This window comes from Leifsonia sp. 2TAF2 (genome assembly GCF_052115085.1).
Lineage (GTDB): Bacteria > Actinomycetota > Actinomycetes > Actinomycetales > Microbacteriaceae > Leifsonia.
The window spans coordinates 2,467,296-2,481,173 of sequence record NZ_JBFRFY010000001.1 but is presented as its reverse complement, the minus strand read 5'-3'; the positions used below and the strand labels follow the sequence as shown (position 1 = coordinate 2,481,173).

The 13,878-nt window shown below is 70.0% G+C and carries 15 protein-coding genes; 5 read left to right on the top strand and 10 right to left on the bottom strand.

Annotated elements, in window-relative coordinates; all coding sequences use genetic code 11:
• Positions 1-97: 97 nt before the first annotated feature.
• The 4 genes from AB4Z18_RS12035 to AB4Z18_RS12020 are packed head-to-tail and all read right to left on the bottom strand — an operon-like array spanning position 98 to position 3,500.
• Complete coding sequence (locus tag AB4Z18_RS12035; RefSeq protein ID WP_441782913.1) at positions 98-973, bottom strand: NAD(P)H-hydrate dehydratase; 876 nt, start codon at positions 971-973, stop codon at positions 98-100.
• Positions 966-1,673 carry a histidine phosphatase family protein gene (locus AB4Z18_RS12030; protein WP_441782912.1) on the bottom strand — a complete coding sequence of 236 codons (708 nt, stop codon included), beginning with the start codon at positions 1,671-1,673 and terminating at the stop codon, positions 966-968. The genes AB4Z18_RS12035 and AB4Z18_RS12030 overlap by 8 nt, the downstream gene beginning before the upstream one ends.
• Complete coding sequence (locus tag AB4Z18_RS12025) at positions 1,670-2,608, bottom strand: hypothetical protein (protein ID WP_441782911.1); 939 nt, start codon at positions 2,606-2,608, stop codon at positions 1,670-1,672. Before AB4Z18_RS12025 ends, AB4Z18_RS12030 begins: the two co-directional genes overlap by 4 nt.
• 22 nt (positions 2,609-2,630) lie before the next feature.
• On the bottom strand, positions 2,631-3,500 hold the full coding sequence (locus AB4Z18_RS12020; RefSeq protein ID WP_441782910.1) for a helix-turn-helix transcriptional regulator: 870 nt from the start codon (positions 3,498-3,500) through the stop codon (positions 2,631-2,633).
• Between the two features lie 101 nt (positions 3,501-3,601).
• Here AB4Z18_RS12020 and AB4Z18_RS12015 point away from each other — a divergent pair, with 101 nt between their 5' ends.
• Entirely contained in the window at positions 3,602-4,375 is a 774-nt protein-coding gene (locus AB4Z18_RS12015) for an SDR family oxidoreductase (RefSeq protein WP_441782909.1), read from the top strand.
• Positions 4,376-4,412: 37 nt separating this feature from the next.
• Here AB4Z18_RS12015 and AB4Z18_RS12010 read toward each other — a convergent pair whose 3' ends face one another.
• The 4 genes from AB4Z18_RS12010 to AB4Z18_RS11995 are packed head-to-tail and all read right to left on the bottom strand — an operon-like array spanning position 4,413 to position 8,515.
• The gene (locus AB4Z18_RS12010; RefSeq protein ID WP_441782908.1) at positions 4,413-5,504 is read right to left on the bottom strand and encodes a DNA glycosylase AlkZ-like family protein; all 1,092 of its coding nucleotides are present in this window, start codon (positions 5,502-5,504) and stop codon (positions 4,413-4,415) included.
• Between the two features lie 55 nt (positions 5,505-5,559).
• Positions 5,560-6,645, bottom strand: coding sequence for a DUF998 domain-containing protein (locus tag AB4Z18_RS12005; protein ID WP_441782907.1), 1,086 nt, complete (start codon positions 6,643-6,645; stop codon positions 5,560-5,562).
• Positions 6,646-6,669: 24 nt separating this feature from the next.
• A complete protein-coding gene (locus AB4Z18_RS12000) occupies positions 6,670-8,091 on the bottom strand; it encodes an MFS transporter (protein ID WP_441782906.1) in 1,422 nt (473 codons plus the stop codon).
• Between the two features lie 25 nt (positions 8,092-8,116).
• Positions 8,117-8,515, bottom strand: a complete 399-nt coding sequence (locus AB4Z18_RS11995) for a DUF7144 family membrane protein (protein WP_441782905.1) — start codon at positions 8,513-8,515, stop codon at positions 8,117-8,119.
• A 165-nt stretch (positions 8,516-8,680) separates the two neighbouring features.
• Between AB4Z18_RS11995 and AB4Z18_RS11990 the strand changes: the two genes are divergently transcribed.
• Together AB4Z18_RS11990 and AB4Z18_RS11985 are read left to right on the top strand one after the other, a co-directional pair.
• Positions 8,681-10,531, top strand: coding sequence for a glycoside hydrolase family 15 protein (locus AB4Z18_RS11990; RefSeq protein ID WP_441782904.1), 1,851 nt, complete (start codon positions 8,681-8,683; stop codon positions 10,529-10,531).
• Positions 10,531-11,079: a hypothetical protein gene (locus AB4Z18_RS11985; protein WP_441782903.1), complete on the top strand. Its 549-nt coding sequence runs from the start codon at positions 10,531-10,533 to the stop codon at positions 11,077-11,079. Before AB4Z18_RS11990 ends, AB4Z18_RS11985 begins: the two co-directional genes overlap by 1 nt.
• Before the next feature lie 24 nt (positions 11,080-11,103).
• Here AB4Z18_RS11985 and AB4Z18_RS11980 read toward each other — a convergent pair whose 3' ends face one another.
• Positions 11,104-11,817, bottom strand: coding sequence for an alpha/beta fold hydrolase (locus tag AB4Z18_RS11980; RefSeq protein WP_441782902.1), 714 nt, complete (start codon positions 11,815-11,817; stop codon positions 11,104-11,106).
• A gap of 64 nt (positions 11,818-11,881) precedes the next feature.
• Entirely contained in the window at positions 11,882-12,346 is a 465-nt protein-coding gene (locus AB4Z18_RS11975; protein ID WP_441782901.1) for a DUF2000 domain-containing protein, read from the bottom strand.
• Between the two features lie 104 nt (positions 12,347-12,450).
• On the opposite strand from AB4Z18_RS11975, the gene AB4Z18_RS11970 reads away from it, so the two are divergent.
• Complete coding sequence (locus tag AB4Z18_RS11970) at positions 12,451-12,906, top strand: Lrp/AsnC family transcriptional regulator (RefSeq protein WP_441782900.1); 456 nt, start codon at positions 12,451-12,453, stop codon at positions 12,904-12,906.
• 52 nt (positions 12,907-12,958) lie between these two features.
• On the top strand, positions 12,959-13,777 hold the full coding sequence (locus tag AB4Z18_RS11965) for an aldo/keto reductase (RefSeq protein ID WP_441782899.1): 819 nt from the start codon (positions 12,959-12,961) through the stop codon (positions 13,775-13,777).
• Positions 13,778-13,878 lie beyond the last annotated feature (101 nt).

The window sequence follows — 13,878 nt, the reverse complement described above, 5'->3', positions numbered from 1 at the left end:
GCGAGCCTGGATGTGGGCTGAGAGTAACGCCGCGCGCGTTCGCGCGTCTAGTCATCATCTGAGGCCGGGCGGCCCGGTCCGGCGCGGTCCTGCCCGGTCAAGACAGGGCGTCGAGCTCCGCCGTGAGGCGGTCCACGATTTCGGAGGCGAGATAGCCAAGACGGCCGACGCTTCCAGCGAGAGCATCGCCCGCCGACGCGTGGAGCTGCGTTCCCCAGACCGCGGCTTGGAGAGGGTCGGCGCCCCGGGCGGCGAGCCCAGCGATCGCCCCGGCAAGCGCATCCCCGCTTCCGGAGGTGCCGAGGCCCGGATCGCCGTCTCCGACGCTGTAGAGGCGGCCGTCCGGCGACGCGATGCGCCCGAAGCACGAGACGACGGCGCGGTAGCGGTGCGCGAGCTCCAGTGAGTCCGCATCCAGGTCCCGGGCCTCGCGCCCGAGCAGCCGTGACGCCTCCTCGGTGTTCGGTGTCAGGATGCGCGGACCGGTGCCCGCGAGGCGTGGATGCCCTGCGAGGGCGCCCAGCGCGTACGCGTCGAGCACGAGCACGGTGTCGCGACCGGCCGCCCGAGCCGCTCTGGGCAGCATCTTCGCCGTCTCGTCCGCGTCGTCGAGGCCGGGCCCGAGCAGGACCGCGTCGGCGCCCGCCAAATCATGGGCAGCGTCCCGGATGCCCGAGCCGCGTACGCTGCCGGACGCGGTCTCGGCGAGCGGCACGACGCCGGACTCCGGCAGAGCGACCGCGACCTGGGCGGCGACGGACCTGCCGACCGCCAGGGTCAACCGGCCGGCGCCGACCCGGAGGGCCGCCCGACCGGCGAGCAGTGCCGCGCCGGGGGACCGCAGCGCTCCGCCGACGACCATCACCTGCCCTCGCGAACGTTTCGAGCCGGACGGCTCCGGGAGCGGCCAGCCACGCAGCAGCTCCGGCGTCACCAGCACGGCGGTCGATGCGCTCCCGGCCCGCTCACGCATCGGTCCGCGCCTCGCCGGGGTGCTGGGTCGCGGGCAGGCCCGCCGCGGCGAGGTGGTCGTCCTCGGCGAAGGCCTGAAGCGTCCACTCGGCTCCGTCGAAGGTGAGCTCGGTGACCGACGCGTTCGCGACCGGATGCGTCAGCAGGTGCTCGGCGAGCTGCGCCTCGGTCATGCGCAGCAGCACGTAGAGGAAGAGGCTGACGACGGCATCGTGGGCGAACACGACGACGGTGTCCGCATCCGGAAGCTCGCGCAGGAACGAGCGGATCCGCAGCGCCACATCCGTCCACGACTCTCCGCCCGGCGGTCGGTAGTAGAACTTGCCCGACCAGCGCCGCCGCTCCGCCTCGAGCGGCACGCGGCGCTCGACGCCGAGGGCGGTGAGCCGGTCGAGGATGCCCAGTTCGCGGTCGCGCACGCGCTCGTCGATCCGCAGCGGCACCTCCTCGCCGAGGGCGAACCGTGCGGTCTGGATGGCGCGGCGATACGGCGAGCTGAACACGACGACGTCTCGCGGCAGGGCGTCGCGGAGCCGGGCGCCGAGGGCACCGGCCTGCAGCTCGCCGAGCGGGGAGAGCGTCACGTCCGCGTCCCGCGCCTCGACGGCGATCACGTCGGCTCCGGCGGCCTCAGCGGCGGCCGCCGCGACGTTCGCGGTGCTCTCGCCGTGACGGATCAGGAGCAGGGTGCGAGCGGTCATGCCCTGGACTGTACGCCCGCCCAGTCGAGCACGCGCAAGGCCCGGAGGGTGTTCCACCGGCTCGGTTCGCCCACCGCCTCGAAGGCCACGGCCGGCCGGCCGGGAAGCGGCGCGGCGAGCGCCCAGCGGCCATCCGTACCTCGGGCGCCGAGGACCACGTCGACGGCCTCCGCGGCGCGGTCGTCATAGGGAACGGCGGAGGCGCGCAGGTGGTCGAGCCCGCGCAGAACGTCGTAGTGCCAGTAGAAGGGGAACGAGAACGAGAGCCACGCCTGATCGATCAGCTCGCCGGTGCTCCGTCGGCGCATCAGCCCGCGCGCGAGCAGGTACTCCTGGCCGCGTCGCAGCGGCTCCGCCACGTCGGCGCGCCCGCTCGTCTGCCGGACGGCGGCGAGCCCCTCCACGACGCAGATCGTGCTGTGGAACGAGCCGGGATCATCCCGGCTCTCGGCGTAGCAGTTCCACCCGCCGTCGGTCTGCTGCCCGTCGAGCAGCTTTCGCACGAGCACGTCGCTGGTACGGCCGAACGCCGCGGCGGCGGTCAGCACGCGCCCGTTGATGCACGGCTCCACTTCGCCGTCGAAGAGCGGGCTGCGGCCCCACTCCTCGCCCCAGTCGACGCCGGACGCCGCGCGGTCGACGGCGGCCCCGGTGCGTTCCCCAGCGGCCCCCAGCAGCGCGAGCAGCAGCAGGACGTCGTCGGTCGCATCCCTGTCCTCCGGCTTCCAGACAGTGCCGCCCCAAGTGCCCGAGTCGTCCTGCAGGTCGAGCAGCCGGGCACCCCAGCCTTCCGTCTCGACGCGTGCGCGTTCGGCCGCGACCTCCTCAGCGGGCGCGCCGACGAGGTCGCGAAGCGTCTGCCAGCGGATCGCCGGATCGCCCTCCAGTAGCCAGCCGACCACTGGATCGTCGCGCATCCATCGCCCCGTGTCCACGCGCGCCACGGTACTCCGGACGCTACGGAGTGGTTCGGCCGCCGGTCGTCGTCCCCGAGAAGGACTGGGTGCCCAGCACCGAGAGCAGCGCCAGCTTCTCGGCCGCCTCCGTCCGCGGGGGCGCCGTCAGCACCAGCAGGCACTGCGACTGGTCCTCGGTGAACAGCGCCTGGCAGTCCAGCTCGATGGCGCCGAGTTCGGGATGGATGAGCGTCTTGTGGTCCTCGAACCGGCGCGCCACCTCGTGACGCTCCCACAGCTCCGCGAACTCCGGGCTCTCGGCGAGCAGCGCCCGCACCAGCTCGCCGGCGCGCGAGCGCGGCCCGAGTGCGCCGTACGCGTCGCGCAGCGAGGCGACCTGCGCCCGGCTCTGCCGCGCGCGATCCTCCTCCGGGTACTGCGAGCGGGCGTTGTCCGGATCGGTGAACCAGCGGTAGAACTCGCTGCGCGCAAGGCCCGAGTATCCCGAGCGGTCCCCGAAAAGGGCCTCCGCCATCCGGTTCTGCACCAGCGTCTCGCCCAGATTGGACAGCACGAGGGCCGGGGTGTCCTCCAGCCGGTCGAGCACACGCAGAAGGGCCGGAGAGACGTGCGCGCCGCCGGAGAAGCGGTCCGGAGTGTTGTGCCCGGCCACGCGGTACAGGTAGTCGCGCTCGTCCGCGGTCAGGCGCAGGGCGCGGGCGAGCGAGGCGAGCATCTGGTCGCTCGGCTGCGGGCCGCGGCGCTGCTCCAGCCGCGTGTAGTAGTCGGTGGACATCGCGGCCAGCTGGGCGACCTCTTCCCGGCGAAGGCCTGGGGCTCGTCGCCGGGCGCCTGGAGGCAGCCCTACGTCCTCCGGGTGCAGCGTCTCCCGGTGACGGCGCAGGAAGTCTGCGAGAGCGGCACGGTCCATGCCTCCATGATGGATGCGTTCGCGTCCGTGGACCAGGGACTGCCGATCCCTGGATGACCGCTCCACTTCCTCCGCTTTCCGAAGCCGCGCATCGTGGAGGCATGAACATCACAGGGAACACCGTCTTCATCCCCGGTGCCACCAGCGGCATCGGTCTCGCCCTCGCTCTCGCCCTCCAGGAGCGGGGGAACACCGTCATCGTCGGCGGTCGTCGCACCGAACTGCTCGAGCGGATCGCCGCCGAGCATCCCGGAATCGACACCGTGCGCATCGACACCGCCGACGCGCAGAGCATTCGCACCGCGGCAGCCGCCGTGCTGGCCGCGCACCCCGACCTCAATGTGCTCGTCGCCATGGCCGGCATCATGAGGGTCGAGGACTGGCACACGCCCGCCGGGTTCCTCGACTCGGCCGAGGCAATCGTCAGCACCAACGTGCTCGGGCCCATCCGGCTCATCGCCGCCTTCGTCGACCACCTGCAGACCCAGCCCGACTCGACCATCGTCACGGTGTCCTCGGGCCTCGCCTTCACGCCGCTGAAGGCGACGCCGAGCTACAACGCGAGCAAGGCCGCCATCCACATGCTGAGCGAGAGCATCCGGCTGCAACTCGCCGACACCAGCGTCAAGGTCGTCGAGCTGGTGCCGCCGGCCGTGCGCACCGGCCTCCTGCCCGGACAGGAGGAGAGCGAGTTCGCCATGCCGCTCGACGAGTTCGTGGCCGAAGTCGTGCACCTTCTCGAGACGCAGCCGGACGCGAAGGAGCTGCAGGTCGAGCGGGTCAAGTTCCTCCGCTACGGCGAAGCGCGCGGCGACTACGAGCAGGTGGTGCAGGTGCTCAACGCCTCCGACCCGCACGGGAAGGAAGCGGCGTAGGCGCGTCGCGTCGCTCGGCCTGTGGCCGATCAGGGGCTCACCGTCGCTCGACGGTGAGCCCCTGCCATTCCGCCAGTTCGGCGATCGCCGCATCCACGTCGTCGCCGACCGCCGGGCCGAACGGCTCGTCCTCGTGGACGGCGTCCACCCGCAGGACTCCTGCCGTGCGGTCTGCGGTCGCATCCAGCTTTCCGACGAGCCGGTCGTCGTGCAGGATCGGCAACGCGAAGTAGCCCCAGCGGCGCTTCGCCGCCGGCTTGTACATCTCTAGCAGGTACTCGAAGCCGAACAGCTCCTGCGTGCGGACCCGGTCATGGATCAGCCGGTCGAAGGGCGACAGGAGTGCCGTGCGCCCCGCGAAGGGAAGGCCGATGCCCGCAGGGTCGACCCGCCACTCACGATCGCTGCCCTCGATTCGGGCCGGGATGCCCGCGTCGCCCACCAGCTGCGGTCGCGCGATCCCCAGCGCACGGAGCCGGCGCGCATCCCGCAACGGAGCGGCCTCCGCTTCGGGGACCACCTCGATGCCCGACGGGTAGATGCGCTCGGCGAGATCCCATGTCCGCTGCCGCCCGATGCGCCCGGCGACGGCGACCTCGCCCCGCCCCTGCAGCAGCTCCAGCATGTGGGTGACGTTCTTCTCGTGGGTCCACCCGCTCGACTGCCACGGCACCTGGGCCGTATCAGGGATGTCCTTGGACAGGAGCGGACCGGCGTCGCGCAGCCGGTCGAGCACGTCCTGCCGGAATCGCGGATTCGCCTCCAGCCACGCCCGCCAGCCCGCGTGGATCGGTCCCCGCGCCATCCGGTCGAGGGTGAGCGCGAGGTCGCTGACCGGGCGCACCATTGCGAACGGCGGCTGCACCGGGTCGTCTTGCGCCTTCAGTTCGTACAGGGCGCGGTCCTCCTCCATAGCCTGCGCGAGGTGCTCCGGCCGGTAGGAGGGCCCCAGCCGCGTGAACGCGATGAGGTCGGCGCTCGGTGCGACGGCGGCGGTCGGGTCGAGCTGGAGGAAGGTCAAGTGCTCGACCAGCGGGACGATCCCGCCACTCGGATGCGCCGCGTCCAGTCGTTGCGCCCGCACGGCGATGCGCCGCGCCTCCTCCTGGTCCAGCGTGACGATCCCCATGCCGGAACGCTACCCGACGCCACCGACGCCACCGACGCGGCATCGAACGCGCGGTTCACACGCGCTCGGCGGCCCCGCTCACCCTCAGGTACACGGTGAGCCAGCCCAGCACGATCACACCGGCGATGAGCTCCGTGGCGGTCAGCACGTAGTAGCCGGTGACGAAGAAGATGGCGGCGAGCGCCACCGCGCCGAAACAGGCGTAGCCGAAGATCAGGAACGGACGCGGCGCCTCGGGCAGGGCCTTCGGCACCCAGAAGATCAGCAGACTGAACGCGATCAGCATCCCGACCGCCGACACGTTGTGCAGCACCTGCGACACGTCCAGGGGAAAGAGCCCGACGCCGGCGAGGAACACGCCGATCAGGATGAGGCAGACCCGCACACGAAGGATCGCGGAGCGGGGACCGACTGCCGTCCCGCTGAGGTCGGTGGCGTAGCGCGCGATCGCCGCCAGCATCAGGCCGGCCAGGATCAATGTCACATTGAACGTCAGCGAAGAAATGCTGTCCGACATCCCCAGGGCGCTCAGGTGAAGCTTCCACCAGTGCGGGTCGGGAGCGCTCAGCATCGCAACGAGGAGGCCGACGATCGCGAAGACCGCCAGCACGCTCGACATGCGCATCAGGTCCATCCTCGTCGCCGACAGGAACACTGCGTAGGCCGTCACCCCGACGGCCACGCCGGTGAGTACCGTCGCCGAAACGAAGTAGACCACCGCATCGGTGAAGCTGTCCGCGAGCACCGCCCCCAGCACGATCCAGCCCAGCAGCGCGATGATGCCGTGCGCGAGCGCGATCACCACCGTGTCGAAGACGCCGGCTCCGCCGATGGATCGCGGTGCGCTCGTCGCGCCGGGCTCACGGTCGGGCCTACCGCCGAAAGGCGACAGCGCCGTGCGGTGCCACAGCCGGCCGACGACGTACGCGAGCACTCCCACCACACCGGCGACGATCGCGAGCAGCTGCGACAGGGAGGACGGACCGGCGATCGGGACCGACCGGCCCCAGAAGAACGGGAGCGACACGAGGACTCCGACCACCAGCGCGATGCCGCCGATGACGATCGCCGCCCCCTCCAGATTCAGTGCGGCCGCCCGCGCCGCGAGTCGTCCGGTGCTGCCGCGTCGTGTGGTCGTCATCGCTCGTCCGTCCGTCTCGTCCTGTCAGCCGGTCGCCGGGATGGCGCCGCTGGTCGCGAGTGCACGCCGTCCGGGCAGGAATCCCGCGACCACGGCCCCCACGATCGCGACGACGATCAGAGGCACCATCGCCGCCACGTAGTTGTCGGCGTTGCCGGCTGCGCTGATGCCGAGAATGCTTGCCACGATCGCCGTGCCGAAACTGGACCCGAGATTCGAGATGCTGCGGGAGAGGCCGGAGATCTCGCCCTGCAGGTTCTCCGCGAAGGCGGACTGGACCAGGTTGACGCTCGGCGTGAGCATGACCCCGAGCCCCAAGCCGATCACCAGGAGACCCGGCGCGAACGGCCACGCCCCCGGCACCGCGCCGACCAGCAGCAGGAGCACCGTGCCGATCCCGGTGACGAGAAACCCGGTGACGATCAGGGTGCGCTGGGCGATGGACTTCACCAGGCGGCCGGCGGCGAGCGACGACACCAGGATGCCGACCGTGGCGGCGCTGAAGATCACGCCGGACTGCACAGCGTCGTAGTGCCGGATCACCTGCAGGTGGCTGGCCACCAGGAACGAGATGCCCATGAGCAGCAGCCACTGGAAGTTCTGGGTGACGAGCCCCAGGTTGGAGACGCGGACCCGGAACAGCGAGGTCGAGAGCAACGCCTCCTTCTTTCGCCTCTCCCGGCCGCGGATCCAGAAGTAGAACCCCCCGATGACGACGGCACCCGCGACCAGGAGCGACAGCCCCAGCGCAACACTGTCGTCGATCGCGAGGATACCCATCACGAAGACGACCAGGCCGCCGCCGGAGAGGATCGCGCCCACCACGTCGTACGGCCGGGACGGGTCGGCGGGAACAGGATCCTTCAACCGGATCGCCATCAGGATGATGACCACGATGACCAGCGCTTGGAACACGAACGCTGCGCGCCAGCTGATCGCGGTGCAGATCCACCCGCCGATCAGCGGACCGGTCGCGGCCCCCACTCCGCCCGCAGCGCTGACGATCCCGAACGAGCGGGCCCGGGAGCGGAGATCCTTCCAGTAGAGCGTCACCAGGATGTACACCGGCGGGATGAGCAGGGCCGTGCCCGCTCCCTCCAGGATCGAGTTCCCCAGGATCAGTAGCCCGAGTCCCGGCGCCAGGGCGCTCAGAATCGCCCCGACCGCGTACACGCCGAGCCCGAGCAGGAAGCACACCTTGCGGCCGAGCAGGTCGGTCAGCTTGCCGAACGGCACCATGAGCGCCGCCATGGTGAGCAGGAACAGGGTGATCGAGATCTGGATGCCGGGGACGGTCGTATTCAGGTCCTCGCTCATGTCGTTGAGCATCACGTTCATGTTCGAGCCCGCGAACGAGCAGATGAACTGGGCGAGGGCCAGTGGTGCAAGCACCCAGCCGGCGACGGTCGCCGGTCCGGCGGCTCTCGATGTCGACTGGGTGCTCATGGCGATGGCTCGGGTTCCGCCGCCGCTACGACCGGAGCTCCCGGCCGTGCACCGTCACCGCGAAGATGATCAGGAGGTCGATGGCGACCACCACGATCGACCACCATGGCTGCGCGGGCAGCGACATGAGGTGCGAGATCGCGCTGATGCCGGCGACCACCGCGGCGAAAATCCGCGCCCACATCGCCCCGCGCAACAGTGCGACCCCGGCGAGGAGGAGCACGACGCCGAGGATCAGCGACCACCAGCCCCACACCGCGACGTTGAACGAGGCGACACCGCCTCCCGAACCGACGAAGTACGCCGTGTTCGGGCCGATGATCGCCATGATGCCGTAGAACAGGTCGATCGCCGCTGCGATGAACAACATGATCGATGCGAAGAACGCCCAACCGACCCATCCCGTCGCTGTTGTCTCTGACATAGCTGCCCCCACTCTCGATTGCGGCAGATGTTCATCTGTCGGCCGAATGATGCATCTGCGCCGTCGTGCTCGGCTAGAGGGCAATTCACCGGTGCCCCCTACCCGTCGTCGTCGGCGCGGAGTTAGCATGCGCGCACGGCGCCGACAACGTCGGAAGGGGCGATCATGCACCCGGAACCTCACGGGAAGGACGGCTTCCCGGAAATCGACGACCACGGCATGATCGGCGACTTGCAGTCGGTCGCGCTCGTCTCCACGCACGGCACCATCGACTGGTTCTGCGCGCCGCGTTTCGACTCGCCGTCGATCTTCGCCGCGCTGCTCGACCCCGAGAAGGGCGGCTTCTTCCGCATCCACGCGCTCGGCGACGACACGCGCGTCAAGCAGATGTACTTCCCGCAGACGGCGGTGCTGATCACGCGCTTCATGTCTCCGGCCGGTGTCGGCGAGGTCATCGACTTCATGCCGGTGGCCGACGAGCCGAAGGTGGCGACGCCCAGTCGCATCATCGTGCGAGGCATCCGCGTCGTGCGCGGGGAGGTGACCTTCCGGCTGCAGTGCCGGCCGCGCTTCGACTACGGCAGGCAGGAGCACACCGCGACCGCCTCGGCGCACGGCATCCGCTTCGACGCAGGCGAGAACAGCGCGGCCCTGCATGGCGTGGGGCCGGACGCTCTCGACGGCGACGACGTCGATACGACCGTGACGCTGTCGGCCGGTGATCTGCGCCTCTTCGCCTTCGAGACGCAGCCGACCGGCAATCCGCGCGAGCTCGGCCGCGCCAGGGGCACCAGGCTGTTCCGCGACACGGTCGACTTCTGGCGCGAGTGGCTGTCCCGCAGCACCTTCAGCGGCCGGTGGCGGGAGTCGGTGGAACGCTCGGCCATGGTGCTGAAACTGCTGCAGTACGCCCCGACCGGTGCGCTCGTGGCGGCGCCGACCGCAGCCCTCCCCGAGCAGCTCGGCGGTGTGCGGAACTGGGACTACCGCTACACCTGGATCCGCGACGCCTCGTTCTCCGTCTACTCCCTTCTGGCGCTGGGCTACACGGAGGAGGCCATCGCGTTCATGGCCTGGGCGGGGGACCGCGTCGTCGAGCAGGCAGGCGACTCCTCCGGACCCTTGAAGATCATGTACCGCATCGACGGTTCCTCCGACCTCGAGGAGCTGGTCCTCGACCACTTCCAGGGCTACGCCGGCTCCCGGCCCGTGAACGTCGGCAACGGAGCGGCCGACCAGCTGCAGCTCGATATCTACGGCGAAGCGCTGGAATCCCTCGCGATCGGCGAGCGTTTTCGCCCGATCGGCAACCCCGGCTGGAAGAAGCTGGCCGGCATCCTCGACTGGCTCGTCGACAACTGGGATCAGCCGGACGAGGGCGTCTGGGAGACCCGCGGCGGCCGGAAGGACTTCACCTACGGCCGGATCATGTGCTGGGTCGCGTTCGACCGGGGCCTCCGCATCGCCCGCGACCGCGGCCTTCCTGCGCCCCTCGATCGCTGGACCGAGGCCCGGGACGCCATCTACGAGCAGGTGTTCACCCGCTGCTGGAACCCCGAGCGCAAGGCCTTCGTCCAGTACCCCGGCACGGATGTGGTGGATGCCATCACCCTGCTCATGCCGCAGGTCGGGATGATCTCGCCGACGGATCCCATGTGGCTGTCGACGCTGGACGCGATCGGAGAGGAGCTCGTCACCGACAGCCTCGTGTACCGCTACAACCCGGAAGCCTCGCCCGACGGCCTCCCCGGTGAAGAGGGCACTTTCTCGCTCTGCTCCTTCTTCTATGTGATGGCTCTGACGGACGCCGGCCGGCTGGACGAAGCGCAGTACGCGTTCGAGAAGATGCTCACCTACGGCAACCATGTCGGGCTGTACGCGGAGGAGATCGACCCGACCGGCCTGCAGCTGGGCAACTTTCCGCAGGCATTCACCCACCTGGCGCTCATCCGTGCGGCCATCAATCTGGATGCGGCGCTCGCCGGGCGTGCGTCGTCCCGGCCCGAACGCCGCTGATGGACCTGAACGAACCCGACGACACGGGCGCGACCCGCGAACTCGCGGTACATCGGGGTTTGTGGCGTCACTGGGGATCGCCGGCCGCCATCTACGGCACGATCGTGTACGCGAGCGTCGTGGCGGCGGCCTCCGCCGCGGACGACGATCAGGCCTCCGCCATCCGGCTGCTCGTCTTCAGCCTGGTCAGCATCGTCGTCTTCTGGATGGCGCACGTGTACTCGACCGCGCTCGGCTATCACGGTGATGCGGACCGGCTCGGTGACCGCCTGCGGGATTCGATCCGTCACGCCTTGCGGGAGTCCGGCGGGATGCTGGAGGCGGCGATCATCCCGAGCATTCCGCTGGTGCTGGCGGCGCTCGGCCTCCTGCCCCCGGACTTCGGCGTCAACCTCGCGCTGTGGCTGGCGGTGCTGATGCTGACGCTCCTCGGCTACACCGTCTTCGCCGTGCGCGGCCAGCGGGTGCTCATCTGCCTGACCGGCGCGGTCGTCACCGGGGCGTTCGGTGTCGTGGTGATCCTGCTGAAGAGTGCGCTGCAGCACTGACTGGATGGCGCCGGGTCGCTTCCGTCAGCGCTCTGCCAGTTGCACCAGCAGCGCTCCGAGTTCGGCCGGACGGGTGAACATCGGCCAGTGACCGGTCGACAGCTCCACCACATCCCATCGCTCGAGCGTGCCGAGTTCGGCGAAGACCGGTGAGCCACCGTCGATCCAGGTGCGCAGGTCGGCGGGCGTGAACTCGCAGGCGACGACGGTCGCGGGAACCGCCCGGCGACGGTCGTCGTCCTTCAGTTCGATCGGCCCGGTCACGACGGCGCCGGGTGAGGGCACTGCGATCTCGCGGAACGCTGCCCGCTGCTCGTCCGTCAGGTCGACGAGGTCCGCATCCTCGAAGTCATCCCACTCCGGCAACGGGACCTCGCCGTCGACAGGCGTCAGATCGGCGGCGACGACCCCGTCGGGGCTCAGAGGCCACGAGTCCACATAGACGACGCGGGCGATCCGGTCGGGTCTCTCCGCGACAGCGGCGTACGAGAGCGGACCGCCGCCCGAGTGCCCGACCAGCACGACATCGCGGGCCGACGGGTCTCCGACCTCGTCGATGCTGCGCACGATCGCCTCCACGTGTTCTCGCACGCCGATCGCACGACGGTCCGATTCGCGCGACTCCATACCCGGCAGCGTCAGCGGGTGGGCACGATGACCCGCCTTCTCGATGACGGGCGCGACCTCCCGCCATGCGTCGGCGGTGAGCCAGAATCCGGGAACAAGAACGATCTCCATGCCTCGACGCTAGCGAGGGCCACCGACACGGTGCCGCCGTAGGGAAGTGTCGCGCCACCGGCGATCAGAGCAGCGCGAGCCGTCCGACGATCTTGTCGACGCGGTTGCGTGGGCCGACCACGCTGACGGCGTAGTAGGAGAGCGCATCGGTGGGTGAGGCCGCGACCGACTCCAGGTACTCGTCGTACACGCGTGTCGACTGCGCGGCCGCCGGCATGTCGGCGACGAAGACGTCCTCGGCAGCGCCGGCTTTGGCGCGGATCGCGGCCAGCTGATCACCCGTCGCGCGCAGCACCGAGCATCCCGCCCACGGCAGCCCGGGATGCACGCGGCCGTCCCCGTCCACCGCCTCCGCTCCGAGGAGGCCGTCGACCTGTGCCGCCGTGGCGGCGGCCGTGCAGATCGCGGCGTTGGCGGCGATACCCGCCGGCAGCGTCTCCTCCACCACGACCACCCACTTCAGGCGGGCGGCGCGAGTCGGCGCGGCTGTGTCGATCTCATCGGGGTGGAATCCGACGGTGCTGGTCATACCGCTGTCCTTTCGTTCGGTTGATCGCCGCCGAATCTACACAACTCGCGCGCCTTTCGGGCTGCCTCCGAATATCGTTCGGCCAGGACGCTAATCTGGGGCGCATGGACGAACTTGATCGGGCTATCCTGCGGGAACTGCAGTCGGATGCGCGGCGGAGCAATCGCGACATCGCGGCCGCCGTCGGCGTCTCGCCGAGCACGGCGCTGGAACGCACGCGGGCGCTTCGTCGCCGCGGCATCATCCGCGGCGCCGTGCTCGATGTCGACCTCGCAGCGATCGGCCGGCCTGTGCAGGCGCTCATCGCCGTGCGCGTGCGGCCGCCGTCGCGTCCGGTGATCGAGGGGTTCCGCGACTGGGTCGCCTCGCTTCCCGAGACGCTCGGCGTGTTCGTGACCAGCGGCAACGAGGACTTCATCATCCACGTGGCCGTCGCCGACAACGAGAGCCTGTACGCCTTCGTGATCGACCGGCTGACGCAGCGCCGCGAGATCGCCGACGTGCGCACCTCGGTGGTCTACGAGCACCTCCGGAACGAGCGGCCGGAGCCGGTTGACTGATGCGGGACGGGACTACAGTGTGCGGCACCGCATCCGTTCGATAGGAGCCCCCATGCCCGCACTGACCGATACCTTCAGCCTCTCCAACGGCGTCACCATCCCCAAGATCGGGTTCGGGACGTGGCAGATCCCCGACGGCCCGCAGACCTACGACTCCGTGCGCACCGCGCTCGACGCCGGGTACCGGCACATCGACACGGCGCGCGCGTACGGCAACGAGGAGAGCGTCGGGCGGGCGGTGCGCGACAGCGGCATCCCGCGAGAAGAGATCTTCATCACGACCAAGTGCCCGGCCGAGGTGAAGGATGCGGACGGCGCCCGCCACGCCTTCGAGCGGTCGACCGCGCTGCTCGACCTCGGCCCGATCGACCTCTACCTCATCCACGCGCCGTGGCCGTGGAACGCGATCGGCAGCGACCACCGCGCCGGCAACATCGAGGTGTGGAAGGTCTTCGAGGAGCTCTACGAGGCTGGACGCACCCGCGCGATCGGCGTGAGCAACTTCGAGGTGGCCGACCTGGAGTCGCTCATCGGAGCGACCGAGGTCGAGCCGCACGCGAACCAGATCCGCTGGTTCGTCGGCAACACCCAGCCGGAGACCACCGCCTACTGCCGCGAGCGCGGAATCCTCGTGGAGGGCTACTCGCCGCTCGCCACCGGCCGCCTGCTCGAGAACGAGAACATCGCTTCGATCGCCGAGAAGTACGGCAAATCGGTCGCCCAGGTGAGCATCCGCTACCTGCTGCAGAAGGACATCCTGCCGCTGCCGAAGTCGACCACGCCGAACCGCATCGTCGAGAACGCCGACGTCGACTTCGAGCTGTCGCCGGAGGATGTGGCGGCGCTGGACGCGCTCGACGCGGGGGAGTGAGCGGCGCCGCCCTCCCGTAACCGTTCCCGCGCCCCCGCTATCGAAGGAGATCCGGCCGCTGAGCTGCCGGATCTCCTTCACCACCGCGGTGTGACGGAGAT

Coding starts and splice junctions, on each gene's coding strand:
- AB4Z18_RS12030 (WP_441782912.1), bottom strand. CDS start 1,673: ATGACCGCTCGCACCCTGCTCCTGATCCGTCACGGCGAGAGCACCGCG.
- AB4Z18_RS12010 (WP_441782908.1), bottom strand. CDS start 5,504: ATGGGGATCGTCACGCTGGACCAGGAGGAGGCGCGGCGCATCGCCGTG.
- AB4Z18_RS11970 (WP_441782900.1), top strand. CDS start 12,451: ATGGACGAACTTGATCGGGCTATCCTGCGGGAACTGCAGTCGGATGCG.
- AB4Z18_RS11985 (WP_441782903.1), top strand. CDS start 10,531: ATGGACCTGAACGAACCCGACGACACGGGCGCGACCCGCGAACTCGCG.
- AB4Z18_RS12005 (WP_441782907.1), bottom strand. CDS start 6,645: ATGACGACCACACGACGCGGCAGCACCGGACGACTCGCGGCGCGGGCG.
- AB4Z18_RS12015 (WP_441782909.1), top strand. CDS start 3,602: ATGAACATCACAGGGAACACCGTCTTCATCCCCGGTGCCACCAGCGGC.
- AB4Z18_RS11990 (WP_441782904.1), top strand. CDS start 8,681: ATGCACCCGGAACCTCACGGGAAGGACGGCTTCCCGGAAATCGACGAC.
- AB4Z18_RS12000 (WP_441782906.1), bottom strand. CDS start 8,091: ATGAGCACCCAGTCGACATCGAGAGCCGCCGGACCGGCGACCGTCGCC.
- AB4Z18_RS11975 (WP_441782901.1), bottom strand. CDS start 12,346: ATGACCAGCACCGTCGGATTCCACCCCGATGAGATCGACACAGCCGCG.
- AB4Z18_RS11995 (WP_441782905.1), bottom strand. CDS start 8,515: ATGTCAGAGACAACAGCGACGGGATGGGTCGGTTGGGCGTTCTTCGCA.
- AB4Z18_RS12035 (WP_441782913.1), bottom strand. CDS start 973: ATGCGTGAGCGGGCCGGGAGCGCATCGACCGCCGTGCTGGTGACGCCG.
- AB4Z18_RS12020 (WP_441782910.1), bottom strand. CDS start 3,500: ATGGACCGTGCCGCTCTCGCAGACTTCCTGCGCCGTCACCGGGAGACG.
- AB4Z18_RS11980 (WP_441782902.1), bottom strand. CDS start 11,817: ATGGAGATCGTTCTTGTTCCCGGATTCTGGCTCACCGCCGACGCATGG.
- AB4Z18_RS11965 (WP_441782899.1), top strand. CDS start 12,959: ATGCCCGCACTGACCGATACCTTCAGCCTCTCCAACGGCGTCACCATC.